This window comes from Pseudomonas sp. AE27 (genome assembly GCF_037113495.1).
GTDB classification, from domain to species: Bacteria; Pseudomonadota; Gammaproteobacteria; order Pseudomonadales; family Pseudomonadaceae; genus Aquipseudomonas; species Aquipseudomonas palmensis.
Genome location: NZ_CP146966.1, coordinates 3,224,336 through 3,239,631, shown reverse-complemented (window position 1 = coordinate 3,239,631; position 15,296 = coordinate 3,224,336). Strand labels below are relative to the sequence as shown.

The 15,296-nt window shown below is 64.7% G+C and carries 15 protein-coding genes; 7 read left to right on the top strand and 8 right to left on the bottom strand.

What is annotated here, in order from left to right; all coding sequences use genetic code 11:
- Nucleotides 1-222: 222 nt before the first annotated feature.
- Nucleotides 223-480 carry a DUF2790 domain-containing protein gene (locus V9K84_RS14750; RefSeq protein WP_043864173.1) on the top strand — a complete coding sequence of 86 codons (258 nt, stop codon included), beginning with the start codon at nucleotides 223-225 and terminating at the stop codon, nucleotides 478-480.
- Nucleotides 481-483: 3 nt separating this feature from the next.
- On the opposite strand, the gene ada is transcribed toward V9K84_RS14750, so the two are convergent.
- The 3 genes from ada to V9K84_RS14735 all read right to left on the bottom strand — a co-directional run bounded on the left by ada (nucleotide 484) and on the right by V9K84_RS14735 (nucleotide 3,729).
- Complete coding sequence (ada, locus tag V9K84_RS14745) at nucleotides 484-1,554, bottom strand: bifunctional DNA-binding transcriptional regulator/O6-methylguanine-DNA methyltransferase Ada (protein WP_043864172.1); 1,071 nt, start codon at nucleotides 1,552-1,554, stop codon at nucleotides 484-486.
- Nucleotides 1,555-1,647: 93 nt separating this feature from the next.
- On the bottom strand, nucleotides 1,648-2,271 hold the full coding sequence (locus tag V9K84_RS14740; protein ID WP_088514501.1) for a DNA-3-methyladenine glycosylase: 624 nt from the start codon (nucleotides 2,269-2,271) through the stop codon (nucleotides 1,648-1,650).
- A gap of 132 nt (nucleotides 2,272-2,403) precedes the next feature.
- Nucleotides 2,404-3,729 (bottom strand): PLP-dependent aminotransferase family protein, encoded by a 1,326-nt coding sequence (locus tag V9K84_RS14735; protein WP_078481630.1) that lies wholly within the window; start codon nucleotides 3,727-3,729, stop codon nucleotides 2,404-2,406.
- Nucleotides 3,730-3,817: 88 nt separating this feature from the next.
- On the opposite strand from V9K84_RS14735, the gene V9K84_RS14730 reads away from it, so the two are divergent.
- The 4 genes from V9K84_RS14730 (at nucleotide 3,818) to V9K84_RS14715 (ending at nucleotide 6,156) form a co-directional block, all read left to right on the top strand.
- Entirely contained in the window at nucleotides 3,818-4,774 is a 957-nt protein-coding gene (locus V9K84_RS14730; protein ID WP_043864169.1) for a threonine dehydratase, read from the top strand.
- Between the two features lie 116 nt (nucleotides 4,775-4,890).
- On the top strand, nucleotides 4,891-5,085 hold the full coding sequence (locus V9K84_RS14725; protein ID WP_238596464.1) for a type II toxin-antitoxin system HicA family toxin: 195 nt from the start codon (nucleotides 4,891-4,893) through the stop codon (nucleotides 5,083-5,085).
- On the top strand, nucleotides 5,082-5,414 hold the full coding sequence (locus V9K84_RS14720; protein ID WP_043864168.1) for a type II toxin-antitoxin system HicB family antitoxin: 333 nt from the start codon (nucleotides 5,082-5,084) through the stop codon (nucleotides 5,412-5,414). The genes V9K84_RS14725 and V9K84_RS14720 overlap by 4 nt, the downstream gene beginning before the upstream one ends.
- A gap of 82 nt (nucleotides 5,415-5,496) precedes the next feature.
- Nucleotides 5,497-6,156, top strand: a complete 660-nt coding sequence (locus tag V9K84_RS14715) for a LysE family translocator (protein WP_078481629.1) — start codon at nucleotides 5,497-5,499, stop codon at nucleotides 6,154-6,156.
- Nucleotides 6,157-6,350: 194 nt separating this feature from the next.
- On the opposite strand, the gene V9K84_RS14710 is transcribed toward V9K84_RS14715, so the two are convergent.
- From V9K84_RS14710 to V9K84_RS14700, 3 genes are read right to left on the bottom strand one after another with little or no spacing between them, the layout of a single operon-like run.
- Entirely contained in the window at nucleotides 6,351-7,130 is a 780-nt protein-coding gene (locus tag V9K84_RS14710) for an AraC family transcriptional regulator (RefSeq protein ID WP_088514502.1), read from the bottom strand.
- A gap of 9 nt (nucleotides 7,131-7,139) precedes the next feature.
- Entirely contained in the window at nucleotides 7,140-7,610 is a 471-nt protein-coding gene (locus tag V9K84_RS14705) for a MaoC family dehydratase (RefSeq protein ID WP_043864165.1), read from the bottom strand.
- A 42-nt stretch (nucleotides 7,611-7,652) separates the two neighbouring features.
- Nucleotides 7,653-8,597, bottom strand: coding sequence for an alpha/beta hydrolase (locus V9K84_RS14700; protein WP_088514503.1), 945 nt, complete (start codon nucleotides 8,595-8,597; stop codon nucleotides 7,653-7,655).
- 201 nt (nucleotides 8,598-8,798) lie between these two features.
- Between V9K84_RS14700 and fadD2 the strand changes: the two genes are divergently transcribed.
- Both fadD2 and fadD1 read left to right on the top strand, forming a co-directional pair.
- Entirely contained in the window at nucleotides 8,799-10,487 is a 1,689-nt protein-coding gene (gene fadD2, locus V9K84_RS14695) for a long-chain-fatty-acid--CoA ligase FadD2 (protein WP_058541533.1), read from the top strand.
- A 283-nt stretch (nucleotides 10,488-10,770) separates the two neighbouring features.
- Entirely contained in the window at nucleotides 10,771-12,468 is a 1,698-nt protein-coding gene (fadD1, locus tag V9K84_RS14690; protein WP_088514504.1) for a long-chain-fatty-acid--CoA ligase FadD1, read from the top strand.
- Between the two features lie 96 nt (nucleotides 12,469-12,564).
- Here fadD1 and V9K84_RS14685 read toward each other — a convergent pair whose 3' ends face one another.
- Nucleotides 12,565-13,872 carry an FAD-binding oxidoreductase gene (locus tag V9K84_RS14685; RefSeq protein WP_054914947.1) on the bottom strand — a complete coding sequence of 436 codons (1,308 nt, stop codon included), beginning with the start codon at nucleotides 13,870-13,872 and terminating at the stop codon, nucleotides 12,565-12,567.
- Between the two features lie 27 nt (nucleotides 13,873-13,899).
- On the bottom strand, nucleotides 13,900-15,264 hold the full coding sequence (locus tag V9K84_RS14680) for a glutamine synthetase family protein (protein ID WP_088514505.1): 1,365 nt from the start codon (nucleotides 15,262-15,264) through the stop codon (nucleotides 13,900-13,902).
- Nucleotides 15,265-15,296 lie beyond the last annotated feature (32 nt).

Sequence of the window (15,296 nt, the reverse complement as noted above, 5' to 3'; positions counted from 1 at the left end):
GGCTTGCCGTGCGGTTATTGTTACCGAGGCGGTAACAGTGAATGTCCGGCTTCGGGCTTCAACCACCTTCGCAACCTTATAAACTTGACCCATCCCAGCCACTAGAAGCGTAACGGGATCGGTACTTCGTGTTATGTCCATTCGTTGATATGACAACTTCTCCGCGCCAACTCGGCTGATGAAGTCAAACACTTCGTTTGATTGCTTTGCAGGCCTAATACCATGAAAACCTTACTTGCACTTGTATTGGTGGGTGTCTCTTCGTTCGCCCTGGCGGACGAGGTCAAGACCGCTGCTGCGCAGCCGGTGGTCGAGCAATATGACTATTCGACCAACCTGGACATCGCCCGGGTGATAAGCCTCTCGACCCTGCCCAATGTCTGCGAAGTGGTGCCGGCCACCATGACCTATGAAGACCATCAGGGCCAGCGCCACACCATCGAGTACCGCGCCATGGGCGATGGCTGCAGCCAGGGCTGATCATTACAGGTCACTGGGCTGTTGTTCCCGGGCCAGGAGCGCCTGCTTGCGCTCCACGCCCCAGCGGTAGCCGGACAGGTTGCCATCACTGCGTACGACCCGATGACAGGGCACTGCCACCGCCAGGCTGTTGGCGGCGCACGCCTGGGCCACCGCCCTGACTGCCCTGGGCGCGCCAATGCGCTGGGCGATCTCGGCGTAGCTGGCGGTGCTGCCTGCCGGGATGCTGCGCAACGCCTGCCACACCCGCTCCTGGAAGGCCGTGCCGCGCAGGTCCAGCGGCAGGTCCAGGCCCAGGGCGGGCGCTTCTATGAACCCCACCACCTTGGCCACCCACTGCTCGAATTCGGCGTCGGCGCCAATCAGTTCGGCTTTGGGAAACTTGTCCTGCAGGTCGTGCAGCAACGCCTCGGGGTCGTCGCCCAGCAGGATGGCGCACACCCCGCGCTCGCTTTGGGCCACCAACAGCGCGCCGAGTGAGCACTGGGCAATGGCAAAGCGGATCGAGGCATTGGCGCCGCCCGCGCGATAGGCGGCCGGGGTCATGCCCAGCCGGGCGTTGCTGTCTTCGTAGAAACGGCTGTTGGAGTTGTAGCCAGCCTTGTACAGGGCGTCGGTGATCGAGCCCGGCTGCTCAAGCTGCCGGCGTACCTTGTGCGCGCGTCTGGCATTGGCGTAGGCCTTGGGGGTGAGGCCGGTCGCGGCCTTGAACACCCGGTGGAAGTGATACGGGCTCATGCCGACATGGGCAGCCACTTGCTTGAGGCTGGGCTCGACCTCGGCCGTTTCGATCAGCTGGCAGGCCCGGGTGACCTGGGTGGCATGCTGCTCGGCCAGTTGGCGCGGGTCGGCGGCGTAGTGCCGGCTGGGGCGATAGCCGGCGGCCTCGGCCTGGGCGGCAGTGTCGAAGAACTCGACGTTCTCCGGGCGCGGCAACCGTGACGGGCTGGAGGCGCGGCAGTAGACCCCGGTGGTGCGAACCCCATAGACGAAATCATCATCCGCCGCGGCGTCGCGGGCCAGCACGGCTTGCCAGCGTGGGTCGTTGACATCGATCGAAGGTGTGCGGGGCATGGCGTGTGGCTCTTGGCTGAGGGCGATGTGGTGAGGGTAGGTGGTGCCGTGCGGGGCGGCACTCCGGGTCTTGCGGTGGAATTCGCCCGGATTTCAGCCGGTGGCGGGTACGCGCCACAGGTACCAGGCGGCCACGGTGCGATACGGGCTCCACGGGGCGCCCAGTTCCAGCATCTGCTTGCGCGTGGGCTGGGCGGGCAGGGCGAACAGGCGACGGTAGCCTTCGCGCACGCCAAAGTCATCGGCGGGCAGGGTGTCCATGTGTTCAAGGGTGTAGATCAGCAACATCTCCACGGTCCAGCGTCCAACCCCGCGCAGTTGCGTCAGGCGCTCGATCAGGCTGGTTTCGTCGAGACGGCGGGCCAGCTCATGGTCGGGTACCAGGCCGTCGAGGCGAGCCTGGGCGATGCCCTGGATAGTGGCCAGCTTGCTCGCGGAAAACCCGCAGGCACGCAGTTGCTCGGGCGCGGTGGCCAGCAGTTGCTCGGGGCTGGGGAAGGCCTGCCCGGGGTACAGCGCCAGGAACCGCCGCAGGATCGCTTCGGCGGCCCTGGCGTGCAATTGCTGGTAGGCAATCGACCTGACCAGCGCCTGATACGGGTCGCGGGTGGGCAGCGGTTGGTGCAGGCATGGGCCGATGCGCTCGATATGCGCGGCCCACTTCGGGTCGAGGCTGGCCAGGTGGGCGCAGGCCTGGGTGTAGAACAGCGGGTTCATGCCGGTTTCCGTGGGTAAGGGAGCAGGTTCAGTGTAGAAAAGATGACTGGGGTTTCACTCCGGATGTTGCGATTGAATTGGAGGGCCTCTTCGCCGGCACCGGTACCGCTTTCTCTGCAGGAGCCGGCCCGCTCACCCTGAAACCACTGCCGCCACCCTTTCCAGCGCCTGCTTCAACTGCGCCCGGCTCTGCGCCGCCGACAGGCTGATGCGCACCGCTGCCCGGTCGCCCTGGCGCACCGCGAACACCTCGGCTGGCACCACTGCCACGCCGGCATCACGGCACGCTGTGGCGCGCACACCGTTGACCCAGACATGCGGCGAAGGCACATCCCCCACCAATGCCTTGCCCAGTATCCGCCTGGCCATCCGCCAGCGCTGACCCACTTCTTCACGCTGCCAGGCCACGCGTCGCGCCGCGGTGCCGTCATCGATCCAGCGGCAGGCGATCTCCAGGTCCAGCGGCGACACCGGCCAGTGTGTTGCCTGGGCATGCGGGTCGATGCGCGCCAGCAACTCGGCGCTGCCGACGATCCAGCCCAGGCGCAAACCGGCCGCGACGCTCTTCGACAGGCTGGTGACCAGCACGCCGCGCCCGCCCACCTGTGCCAGCAGCGCCGGGGTATCGGCCAGGGCACCGTAGACATCATCCTCGATCAGGGTCAGGGCATGGCGCTCGATCACTGCGGCAATGGCGGCCTGGCGCGCAGCGCCCATGCAGGCGCCGGTGGGGTTCTGCAGGGTCGGCGTCAGCACCACGACCCGCGCGCCGGTGGCACGTGCGACACGGTCCAGGTCGTCGGGCAGGATGCCCTGGCCGTCCAGCGCAACCTCGTGCAACGGCAGGCGCAACTGTCGACAGGCCGCCTTGATGCCGGGTGCGGTCAAGGCCTCGACCATCACGGCGTCTCCTGGCTGGCACAGCGAAAGCAGCACGTTGAACAACCCCAGCTGGGCACCGCCGCACAGCAGCACCTGGCGCTCGTCCAGTTGCAGGCCGCGCCGGCGCAGCCAGGCGGCGCCCTGAAGGCGCCCGCGCAGCAACTGTTCGGCACCCAGGTAATGCTCGAGCTGGCCGGCAGGGCCTTGTTCCAGCAGATGGCGCAAGGCATGCGCCAGGTCGGGGCTGCTGTCGTCGGCCACCGGCACATTGGTCGACAGGTCGATCTGCGTCGCTTGCTGGCCGGGTTGCTTGAGGCGGAACAGCGTTGCTTCCTTGCTGCCCGCCAGCACGTAGGTGCCTCGCCCTACCTCCCCGGACACCAGATGCCGGGCCGCTGCCTCGCGGTACGCCTGCTGGGTGGTGCTGGGGTTCAGGCCCAGGTTCCAGGCCAGGCGCCGCTGCGGCGGCAGGCGCTCGCCCACTTTCAGCTCGCCGCTTTCGATCGCCCGCGCAATCGCCTCGACCAGTTCGAGGTAGCGGGGCAGGGAGGTGTCGCCTAGGGTGGGGGTCCACATTTATTGTTGGCCATGCAATATAAGGGTTCACCCATACAATGCGGCGCGACTAGGATCAGGTCAATTCCCCTGGCCATCGAGGTGCCTCATGTTCGACCTGTCCGCCCTGCGCGACGCTGCCCGCCTGGTACACACCCGCGTTCCTGCCACGCCCCAGTACGCCTGGCCGCGCCTGGCCGAACGCGTGGGCTGCCAGGTGTGGGTCAAGCACGAGAATCACGCGCCCACCGGTGCCTTCAAGGTTCGCGGCGGGCTGCTGTACGTGCAGGCGCTGCTGGCGCGCTCACCCACGGTGCGCGGGCTGGTCACCGCCACCCGTGGCAACCACGGGCAGAGCCTGGCGCTGGCGGCGCGCAGTGCCGGGTTGCCGATCATCATCGTGGTGCCCGAGGGCAACTCGCGGGAAAAGAATGCCGCCATGCGCGCGCTGGGTGCGCAACTGGTGGAGCATGGCGCCGATTTCGACCTGGCGCGGGCCGAGGCGGCGCGACTGGCGCAGGTGCACGGATATGAAAGCGTGCCGCCGTTCCACCCGGACCTGATCCGCGGCGTGGCCACCTACGCGCTGGAGCTGTTCGAGGCCGTACCGGCGCTGGACTGCGTGTACGTGCCGATCGGCATGGGCTCGGGCATCTGCGGGCTGATTCGTACCCGTGACCTGCTGGGGCTGCACACCGAGATCGTCGGGGTGGTGTCCACCGAGGCCGATGCCTTTGCCTCGAGTTTCGAGCAGAACCGCATCGTCACCACCGAAACCGCCAACACCTTCGCCGACGGCATGGCATGCCGCATGCCCTTGCCCGAGGCGTTCGAGATCATCCGCCAGGGCGCGGCGCGGGTGGTGCGCGTCAGCGACCCTGAAATCGCCAACGCCATGCGCATCTTCCACGAAGACACGCACAACACCGCCGAAGGCGCCGGTGCGGCGGGGCTGGCGGCGTTGCTGCAGGAGCGCGAGCGCCAGCAGGGGCGCAAGGTGGCAGTGGTGCTCAGTGGCGCCAATATCGACCGGGAGCGCTATGCGCAGGTGCTGGCGGGTCACTGAAAGGTCCTGAATGACTCCTTTGGAAAAAATGCTATCTTATTTTGATAGCATTTTCCGATGAACAATCGATATCGAAAGACCCTCATGCCATTTTTCGGATACCGACCCTTTCTTCTGTGGTCTTCTCCGATATTGAAGCGCTGGTTCTCCATCTTGGGGGGCGGGTCATCGAGCGTGAGGGCTCAAGGCTCAAGCTGGTGCTGGGCGATCAGCAGTGGCGCTGCCACCGCCCGCACCCAGGCAAAGAGGCCAAGCGATATCAGGTTGAAGAAGCCCGTGAATTTCTCTCGCGGGCAGGAGTTCAGGTATGAGCAGCATGACTTACAAGGGCTATTCGGCTCGTGTCGAATACGACGCACGCGACGATATCTTCGTCGGGCGGGTACTCGGGGTTCGAGACATCATCAGTTTTCACGCAAGCTCCGTGAGTGCGCTGCATGAAGCGTTTAGCCTGGCGCTTGAAGACTACCTGGCCGATTGTGCTGAACAGGGCATCGCTCCCGAGAAACCGGCTTCTGGCAAGGTGATGCTGCGTATCCGGCCAGAGGTGCACGCCGCTGCCAGCATCGCGGCGCAGGCTGCAGGCAAGAGTCTCAATCAATGGGCCGATGAGGTCTTCGAGCGGGCCGCGCGGGCCTGAGCACGGCAATTTCTTCCAATACACCACCCTCCCTCACTGAGTCTAATGGCGCCTGCCCTTCATCGTCGGTAGTCGAGCGTTCATGCCATTTTCCAACGGATTTCTTCTCAGCCTGTCGTTGTGCCTGGATATCGGCGTGGCCAATATCGCCATGATCACCCTGGCCATGCAGCGCGGCTTTCTGCAGGGCTTCTGGCTGGGGCTGGGCACCTGTGTGGGGGATCTGATCTATGCCGTGGCGGCATTGCTCGGCATGACCGTGCTGCTGCAGTTCACCAGCGTGCGCTGGGTGTTGTGGGTGGGCGGTTCGCTTTTGCTGGTGTGGTTTGCACTGAAGATGCTGCTGGCCGCCTGGCGCGGCAATGCGCATATGGACACCAGCCAGCAGGTGGTGCGCGAATCGCCCTGGCGCGAGTTTCTGCGCGGCATCTTTCTGGCCATGTCTTCGCCCAGCGCGATCCTGTGGTTTGCCGCGGTCGGCGGGGTGCTGATCTCGCGCTCCGGCGCAGGCGGCATGCTCGAGGCCGGGTTGTTTCTCAGCGGGTTCTTCATTGCCGGGCTGCTGTGGTGCGCGTCGCTGTGCACCTTGGCCAGCCACGGCGGGCGCCTGCTGGGCGACCGTCTGCTGACCTGGTCGTACCTGGCCTCGGCGGGCATCTTCTGCTATTTCGCGGTGTACGTGATCGTATCGGGCTACCGCGAATTCATCCTCGCCGCGCCGGTCGCCGGGGCGGGTCTATAATCAGTCGGTCACCGGCAAGCAGGTGTCGCGCTCAGCGGAGGGCCTGTCATGAAAGGTCTGGATGCGAAAAAATCGGTCAAGAAGAAACCCGCCAAAACCGCCAAGGAAAAACGCACGGCAAAACGTTCCAAGGACGGGACGGCAGGCTTTTTGCCGCATTGACCGGTCAGGGCTGCGCCAGCAGCTCTTTTGCTTTATGAAGGCTTGAACGCCTGCCAGTAATGATGGGGCGTGGCGCCCATTACCCGGCGAAAACTGTTGATGAAATGGCTCTGGTCGTAGAAGCCCAGAAGCTGGGCCACATCCAGCGGGTGCAGGCCGGCGCGCAGGCAACGGCGTGCCTCGATCAGGCGCAGTTGCATGTGGTACTGCAGCGGTGCCAGCCCTGTGGCCTTCTTGAAGCTGCGCACGAAGTGGTACTTGCTCAACCCGGCCACCTGCGCAAGCTCGTCCAGCTCAAGCTTGTGCCCCAGGTGCTGGCGCATGAACTGCAGTGCCTGGGCCAATGCGTGGCTGTATTCGCCGGGCCTGCCGGGCGACTGCTCCAGCCATTGCGCCAGCAGGGCCAACAAGGCTTCCTCCTGATGGCCGGAGTGTGCCGGCGCACGGGCGAAGGCCACGATAGCCTGGCACAGCGCAGGCTGGTCGAACACGCCTTGCTCGAACAGCGGGCTGTTCAGGTTGTTCTGGCTGACCAACCGGGCAATCGCCTCGGGTGCCAGGTGCAGGCTGATGTACTCCACGCCTGCCGGGTCGAAGGTGGAGGCCTGCACCGCCAGCGGGTTGTACAGGGTCACCTGACCCGGCGCCGCCTGCAGCTCACGTCCGTCCAGCCAGATCTGCTCGCAACCGCTCAGGTTAACGCCCAGCACATACTCGTCATGGGCATGACGCGGAAAGCTGGCGGCGCTGGCCCTGACCCAGTAGGCCTCGACCAGGCCGCCCGCCTGCAGGTGCTCGGTCACCAGCGCCATGGGCCGCTATCAGCCGATGGTGATCGGCGGCGGGCTCACCAGGTCGACGCTCTGCTGCTTGCGCGGGGCGAGGATCTCGGCTTCGCCGTCCACCACCAGTTCGTCGTGCTGGTTGAACACGCGGGTGGCAATGCGCACGCGGAACTTGGGCAGCTTCTCGAGGATTTCCAGGCGTACGGTCAGGGTGTCGCCGATCTTCACCGGCTTCTGGAAGCTCATCTGCTGGCCCAGGTAGATGGTGCCGGGGCCGGGCAGTTCGCAGGCCACTGCGGCACTGATCAGCGCGCCGCTGAACATGCCGTGGGCAATGCGTTCCTTGAACATGCTCCTGGCCGCGAATTCGGCATCCAGGTGCACCGGGTTGTGGTCACCGGACATCGCGGCGAACAGCTGGATGTCGCGTTCTTCGACCGTCTTGCTGAAGCTGGCGGTCTGGCCCACTTCGAGGGCTTCGTAAGGCGTGTTGGTGACCTGGGTCATGCAGGCTGTTTCCTTCAAGGTTCGGACAAGGTGCGTACTGTATCACTCGCTGCGGGCAGGGCGGCCCTGGGTCAGCCCCTGCTCGAGCCAGGCGATGAGCGCCGCCGTCACCTCGTCACGGTTGGTTTCGTTGAGCAGTTCATGGCGTGCCTGCGGGTAGAGCTGCAATTGCACGCGCTGATTGCCGGCAAGGCGCAGGGCGCCGACCAGATCCTTCAGACGCTTGCCGGCGCTCACCGGATCACATTCGCCGCCCATCACCAGGATCGGCAGGTTGGGATCGATCTGTGCCAGGTGCCGCGGCTGGCTGATGTGTTCCAGGCCCATCAGCAGGTCGACCCACAGGCGGTTGGTGCAGCGAAACCCGCACAGCGGGTCGGCCACGTAGGCGTCGACCTCGGCGCTGTCGCGGCTGAGCCAGTCGAAGGCCGTGCGGTTGGGCTTGAACGCCTTGTTGAACGAACCGAACGACAGCCAGTCGATCAGGGCGCTGCGTCCCAGCGGGCCCTGGCGCCAGGCTTCGAGGCGGGCGATCACGCAGGCCGCGCGGTACAGCGCCGGTGGCTGGAAGTTGGAGCCGCTGAGCACCGCCCCCTGCAGGCTGGCGCTGTGGTGCAGCAGGTAGGCCTGGACGATGTAGCTGCCCATGCTGTGGCCGAACAGGAACAGCGGGGCGCCGGGGTGCTGCTGGCCGATGTGCTGGGCCAGGCTGGCCAGGTCGTTGACCACGCTGTCCCAGCCCTGGTGGCTTGCGAACAGCCCCAGGGTGCCGTGTTCGGCGGTGCGCCCGTGGCCGCGCTGGTCGTGGGCATACAGCGCGAAGCCGGCAGCGCTCAGGGCCTGCCCGAGGCGCTGGTAGCGCCCGGCATGCTCGGCCATGCCATGGGCCAGCAGCACCACGGCCCGGATCGGCGCGGCGGGCAGCCATTGATACACATGCAGGCTGCAATGGTTGCTGGCCGGCAGCCAGAACACGTCGTGGTTCATGGCGGTTCCCTTGCGCAAGTGGCTGATCCTGCAAGTGTATAGCCCATTTGTGTAATTGAACGGATGATGGCAACAAGATTCAGAATGTTAATGACAGGTCTTGGCATGTTTGCCCCCTGCGGCTTAACTGCTAACGTCGGCACACGATGCGATTTTCTGCATGCAGGCAGCCCACAGGCTCAGGAATGAGGACAAGAATAAATGCAAGCTGACTTCTGGAATGACAAGCGCCCCGCGGGCGTGCCCTCACATATCGACCTGACTGTCTACAAGTCGGTGCTGGAGGTGTTCGAGCGCTCCTGCAAGCGCTTCGCCGACCGCCCGGCGTTCACCAACCTGGGCGTCACCCTGACCTACGCCGATCTGGATCGCCAGTCCGCGGCCTTTGCCGGCTACCTGCAACAGCACACCGACCTGGTCCCGGGTGATCGCATCGCGGTGCAGATGCCCAACGTGCTGCAGTACCCGATTGCCGTGTTCGGCGCGATGCGCGCCGGGCTGATCGTGGTCAACACCAACCCGCTGTACACCGCGCGCGAGATGCGCCACCAGTTCAAGGACTCCGGCGCCCGTGCCCTGGTGTACCTGAACATGTTCGGCAAGCTGGTGCAGGAGGTGCTGCCCGATACCGGTATCGAGGTGCTGATCGAGGCGAAGATGGGCGACCTGCTGCCGCTGGCCAAGGGCTGGCTGGTGAACACCGTGGTGGCGCGGGTCAAGAAGATGGTGCCGGCGTATCACCTGCCCCAGGCGGTGCCGTTCCGGCAGGTGATGCGCCAGGGCCGTGGCCATGCGCTCAAGCCGGTGCAGGTGACGCTCGATGACGTGGCGGTGCTGCAGTACACCGGCGGCACCACCGGCCTGCCCAAGGGCGCGATGCTCACCCACGGCAACCTGGTGGCCAACATGCTGCAGGTGCTGGCGTGCTTTTCGCAGCTGGGGCCGGACGGGCAGAGAATGATCAAGGAAGGCCAGGAGGTGATGATCGCGCCGCTGCCGCTGTATCACATCTATGCCTTCACCGCGAACTGCATGTGCATGATGGTCACCGGCAATCACAACGTGCTGATCACCAACCCGCGCGACATACCGGGCTTTGTCAAAGAGCTGAAAAAGTGGCGCTTCTCGGCATTGCTGGGCCTGAACACGCTGTTCGTGGCACTGATGGAAAATCCGGATTTCAAGCACCTGGATTTCTCCTCGCTGAAGGTCACCAACTCCGGCGGCACGGCGCTGGTCAAGGCCACTGCCGAGCGCTGGGAGAGCATCACGGGGTGTCGCATCGTCGAAGGCTATGGCCTGACCGAAACCTCGCCGGTAGCCAGCACCAACCCCTACGGCCAGCAGGCGCGCCTGGGTACGGTCGGCATACCGCTGCCCGATACGGCGTACAAGGTGATCGATGATGACGGCAACGAGCTGGCCCTGGGCGAGCGCGGTGAGCTGTGCATCAAGGGGCCGCAGGTGATGAAGGGCTACTGGCAGCGTCCGGACGCCACCGCCGAGGTGCTCGATGCGCAGGGCTGGCTCAAGACCGGCGATATTGCAGTGATCGACCCGGACGGCTTCACGCGCATCGTCGACCGCAAGAAGGACATGATCATCGTGTCGGGCTTCAACGTGTACCCCAACGAGATCGAGGACGTGGTGATGGCGCACCCCAAGGTGGCCAACTGCGCGGCCATCGGAGTGCCGGACGAGCGTTCCGGCGAGGCGGTGAAACTGTTCGTGGTGCCACGCGATGGCGGCGTGAGCGTCGAGGAGCTCAAGGCCTACTGCAAGGCCAACTTCACCGGCTACAAGGTGCCCAAGCAGATCGTGCTGCGTGATTCGCTGCCGATGACCCCGGTGGGCAAGATCCTGCGCCGGGAATTGCGCGATATCGCCTGAAAGCCATTCGCCGGCCAGGCTGGCTCCTACTTTGCCGTGTAGGAGCCGGCCTTGCCGGCGAAGCTTTTGCTGAATAGACCCTTTACTCTAAAAATGACTACTGGGTATTCATTAGTCATTTATGTGACTTTGCGGCCCACTTTGGCTCTAGGCGCCCTCTGGCAAAGCTGCTACTCTCGGCGCGCTTCTGATGCTTCGGTTTGTAGCAATCCGTCATCACATATCAATAATAATCGCGTCGACTGCGGAGAAGATTTCGCTGTTGCTGGAGGAGTGGGCTTCCATGATCGAACACTTTTGGAAGGATAAGTACCCAGCCGGGGTTGCCTCGCAAATCAATCCTGATGAGTATCCGAACATTCAAGCGGTATTGAAGCAGTCCTGCCAGCGTTTCGCCGACAAGCCGGCGTTCAGCAACCTGGGCAAGACCCTCACCTATGGCGAGCTGTATGAGCTGTCGGGGGCGTTTGCCGCCTACCTGCAGCAGCATACCGACCTGCAGCCCGGTGACCGCATCGCGGTACAACTGCCAAACGTATTGCAATACCCCGTGGCCGTCTTCGGTGCGATGCGCGCCGGGCTCATCGTGGTCAACACCAACCCGCTGTACACCGCGCGGGAGCTGGAACACCAGTTCAACGATTCCGGTGCCAAGGCGCTGGTGTGCCTGGCCAACATGGCCCACCTGGCCGAAAAGGTCGTTCCCAAGACCCAGGTCAAGCACATCATTGTCACCGAAGTGGCCGACCTGCTGCCACCGCTCAAGCGTCTGCTGATCAATAGTGTGATCAAGTACGTGAAAAAGATGGTGCCGGCCTACCACCTGCCCAAGGCCGTCAAGTTCAACGATGCGCTGGCCAAGGGGCAGGGCAAGGCGGTCAACGAAGTCAGCCCCGACAGCGGCGATGTCGCCGTGCTGCAGTACACCGGTGGCACCACGGGTGTGGCCAAGGGTGCGATGCTGACCCACCGCAACCTGGTGGCCAACATGCTGCAATGCCGTGCGCTGATGGGCTCGAACCTGGGCGAGGGCTGCGAGGTCCTGATCACGCCGCTGCCGCTGTACCACATCTATGCCTTCACCTTCCATTGCATGGCGATGATGCTGATCGGCAGCCACAACATCCTGATCAGCAACCCGCGCGACCTGCCGGCGATGGTCAAGGAACTGTCCAAGTGGAAGTTCACCGGCTTCGTCGGCCTGAACACTCTGTTCGTGGCCCTGTGCAACAACGAGACCTTCCGCAAGATGGACTTCTCGGGGCTCAAGCTCACCCTGTCGGGCGGCATGGCCCTGCAGGTGGCGGTGGCCGAGCGCTGGAAGAGCGTCACCGGTTGCTCCATCTGCGAAGGCTACGGCATGACCGAGACCAGCCCGGTGGCGGCGGTCAACCCGGCCGAGCACAACCAGATCGGTACCATCGGCATTCCGCTGCCGTCGACCCTGTGCAAGGTGATCGACGACAATGGCAAGGAGCTGGCGCTGGGCGAGATCGGCGAGCTGTGCATCAAGGGCCCGCAGGTGATGAAGGGCTACTGGCAGCGCGAAGAGGCGACCACCGAGATCCTGGATGCCGACGGCTGGCTCAAGACCGGTGATATCGCGGTGATCCAGACCGATGGCTACATGCGCATCGTCGACCGCAAGAAGGACATGATTCTGGTGTCTGGCTTCAACGTTTACCCGAACGAACTCGAAGACGTGCTGGCGACCCTGCCGGGCGTATTGCAGTGCGCCGCCATTGGCGTGCCGGACGAGAAATCGGGCGAACTGATCAAGATCTTCATCGTGGCGCGGCCGGGTGTGACCCTGACCAAGGAACAGGTGATGGAGCACATGCGCGCCAATGTCACGGCGTACAAGGTGCCGCGCCTGATCGAGTTCCGCGATGCCTTGCCGACCACCAACGTGGGCAAGATCCTGCGGCGCGAGTTGCGCGATGAAGAGTTGAAGAAGCTGGGCCTCAAGAAGATCGCCTGATCTTCGTGTGGATCGTGCTGCACTCGTTCGCCGGCAAGGCCGGCTCCTACAGGAACACCGCAAATCCTGTAGGAGCCGGCCTTGCCGGCGAATGCCTCAACGCAGTTTCTCAAGCATCTGGTAGTACCACATCCCCGCCGCCAGCAATGGGTTGCCCAGCACATCGCCCATCGGCACCTTGATGTGGCTGCAGCCGGCAAAGGTATCGAATCGGCTCAATGTGCCGGTGATCGCTTCGGCCATGATCTCGCCCATGATGTGGCTGGTGGCAATGCCATGCCCCGAATACCCCTGGCAGTACCACACGTTGTCCGACAGCTTGCCCAACTGTGGAATGCGGTTGACCACGATGCCCATCGCGCAGCTCCACTGGAACTCGATCGGCACGCCCTTGAGCGCCGGAAAGGTCGCCTCGATGCACGGGCGCAGCTCCCCCGCGATATCCCGCGAATCACGTCCCGAGTAGTTGGCCCCGCCACCGAACAGCAGGCGCCCGTCTGCGGTCATGCGGTAATAGTCGAGCACGAAGCGGCAGTCGTACACCGCCAGGTCCTGCGGGTTTAGCTTGCGGGCCAGCTCGCCCAGTGGCGTGGTGGTCACGATGCCGCCCATGGCCGGGAAGATCTTGCCCTTGAGCTGGGGCTTTTCCAGCTTGTGGTACACGTCGCCGGCCAGCATCACCTGGCGTGCGTTGACCCGGCCCTTGGCCGTGACAACCGCAGGTTTGTCGCCATGCACGATCTCCAGCACTTCGGAGTTCTCGAAGATCAGCGCGCCCAGTTGGTGCGCTGCCCGCGCCTCGCCCAGGCACAGGTTGAGCGGGTGCAGGTGCAGGTTGCGCAGGTTCTTCAGCGCGCCCAGGTACAACGGGCTGTCCAGGTGCTGGCGCACCGCCTCGCGGTCGAGCATCTGCACCTGCTCGCCCATGCCGCGCCGCTGGGCTTCGTCGGCGAAGGCCTGCAGTTCGGTCATGTGCGCAGGCTTCATGGCCGCGTGCAGGTGGCCGTGCTTGAGGTCGCAGTCGATGGCGTAGCGTTCGACCCGTTGCTGGATGATGTCGTGGCCGCGAAAGCGCAGTTGCCAGATGAAATCGTCCACGTCATCGCCCAGGCGCTTGCGCATCTGTTTGCGCATGGCCTCGTCACCCGACAGGCTGCCGGTGACCTGGCCGCCGTTGCGCCCGCTGGCGCCCCAGCCGATACGGTTGGTTTCGACGATGGCCACCTTCAGGCCGCGCTCGGCCAGTTCCACCGCGCTGGCCACGCCGGTGAAGCCGCCACCGATGATCACCACGTCGACCTCGACCGTGCCCTGCAGGGTCGGGTACTGGGTGGTGTCGTTCAGGCTGGCGGTGTAGTAGGAGGCGCTGCGCTGGGCGGTGCCGTGGTTGAGGGCTGCATTCATGGGTGTGTTCCTTGAAGAATAGGGGGCTCAGGCCTGGGTCAGGTACCAGCGCCAGTCCTGCTCGCCGACCTCGGCCATGAACTGGCGGTACTCGGCGCGCTTGACCGCCAGGTACACCCCGAGGAAGGCCTCGCCGAACGCTTCGCGCGCCCAGCTGGAGCGCTCCAGCGCGGTCAGCGAGGTCAGCCAGTCGGTGGGCAGCAGCGTCTTGGCCTGGGCGTAGCCGTTGCCCTGCACCGGGGCGCCGGGGTCCAGTTGCTGGCGGATGCCATGGTGGATGCTGGCCAGAATGGCTGCGGCTGCCAGGTACGGGTTGGCATCGGCGCCGCAGATGCGGTGTTCGATATGTCGGGTATTGGCCGGCCCGCCGGGCACGCGCAGGCTCACGGTACGGTTGTCCACACCCCAGGTCGGCGCCAGCGGTGCATAGCTGTTGGCCTGGAAGCGGCGATAGGAGTTGGCGTTGGGGCAGAACAGCAGCAGCGAGTCGAGCAGCATGGCCAACATGCCGCCCACCGACTGGCGCAGCAAGGGCGTGCCGGCCTTGTCTTCGCTGGCGTACAGGTTGTGGCCGGCGGCGTCGGCCAGGCTCACGTGCATGTGCATGCCGGTGCCGGCCAGGTGCTCGAACGGCTTGGCCATGAAGCAGGCCTGCATGCCGTGCTTGTGTGCCACGCCCTTGACCAGGCGCTTGTAGCGCACCGCCTGGTCCATGGCCAGCAAGGCGTCGCCGTGCTCCAGGGTGATCTCCACCTGGCCGGGGGCGTATTCGGAAATCGCGGTACGCGCAGGAATGCCCTGGGCCTTGCAGGCGCTGTACAGGTCGGCCAGAAACGGTTCGATCTGCTCCAGCTCGCGCAGGCCGTATACCTGGGTAGCGCGGGGGCGACCGCCGTCGGTATCCAGTGCCGGTTGCGGGTGGCCCAGGTGATCGCGCTTCTGGTCGAGCAGGTAGAACTCCAGCTCGCAGGCCATTACCGGCTCATAGCCATCGGCCTTGAGCGCGTCGATCACCTTGGCCAGCAGTTGGCGTGGATCGGCGACGGTGGCCGGCAGGCCTTCGCTGGGGTGCATGCTCACCTGCAATGCCGCCGTGGGGATCTGCCGCCACGGCATGCGCACCAGGCTGCCGGCCAGCGGGTATGCGCGGCAGTCAATATCGCCCACGTCCCACACCAGCCCCGAGTTCTCCACATCGTCGCCATTGAGGGTCAGGCCGAGGATGGTGCTGGGTAGCGGCCGCCCGCTTTCATACACGGCCAGCAACTCCTCGCGGTGCAGCAGCTTGCCGCGGGGCACGCCGTTGGCGTCGAGGATGAACAACTCGATCATCTCGATATCGGGGTTGGCGGCCAGGAAATCCTCGGCCTCGGAAACAGGGGCAAACTGCATGGTGCACTCGCTTACGCCGTGACGGCGTACAG

Bases quoted from the DNA above. Each gene is read 5' to 3' on its own strand.
- V9K84_RS14720 (WP_043864168.1), top strand. From the start codon at position 5,082: ATGAGCAGCATGACTTACAAGGGCTATTCGGCTCGTGTCGAATACGAC.
- V9K84_RS14740 (WP_088514501.1), bottom strand. From the start codon at position 2,271: ATGAACCCGCTGTTCTACACCCAGGCCTGCGCCCACCTGGCCAGCCTC.
- fadD1 (WP_088514504.1), top strand. From the start codon at position 10,771: ATGATCGAACACTTTTGGAAGGATAAGTACCCAGCCGGGGTTGCCTCG.
- ada (WP_043864172.1), bottom strand. From the start codon at position 1,554: ATGCCCCGCACACCTTCGATCGATGTCAACGACCCACGCTGGCAAGCC.
- V9K84_RS14705 (WP_043864165.1), bottom strand. From the start codon at position 7,610: ATGACCCAGGTCACCAACACGCCTTACGAAGCCCTCGAAGTGGGCCAG.
- V9K84_RS14735 (WP_078481630.1), bottom strand. From the start codon at position 3,729: ATGTGGACCCCCACCCTAGGCGACACCTCCCTGCCCCGCTACCTCGAA.
- V9K84_RS14750 (WP_043864173.1), top strand. From the start codon at position 223: ATGAAAACCTTACTTGCACTTGTATTGGTGGGTGTCTCTTCGTTCGCC.
- V9K84_RS14700 (WP_088514503.1), bottom strand. From the start codon at position 8,597: ATGAACCACGACGTGTTCTGGCTGCCGGCCAGCAACCATTGCAGCCTG.
- V9K84_RS14730 (WP_043864169.1), top strand. From the start codon at position 3,818: ATGTTCGACCTGTCCGCCCTGCGCGACGCTGCCCGCCTGGTACACACC.
- V9K84_RS14680 (WP_088514505.1), bottom strand. From the start codon at position 15,264: ATGCAGTTTGCCCCTGTTTCCGAGGCCGAGGATTTCCTGGCCGCCAAC.
- V9K84_RS14710 (WP_088514502.1), bottom strand. From the start codon at position 7,130: ATGGCGCTGGTGACCGAGCACCTGCAGGCGGGCGGCCTGGTCGAGGCC.
- V9K84_RS14715 (WP_078481629.1), top strand. From the start codon at position 5,497: ATGCCATTTTCCAACGGATTTCTTCTCAGCCTGTCGTTGTGCCTGGAT.
- V9K84_RS14685 (WP_054914947.1), bottom strand. From the start codon at position 13,872: ATGAATGCAGCCCTCAACCACGGCACCGCCCAGCGCAGCGCCTCCTAC.
- fadD2 (WP_058541533.1), top strand. From the start codon at position 8,799: ATGCAAGCTGACTTCTGGAATGACAAGCGCCCCGCGGGCGTGCCCTCA.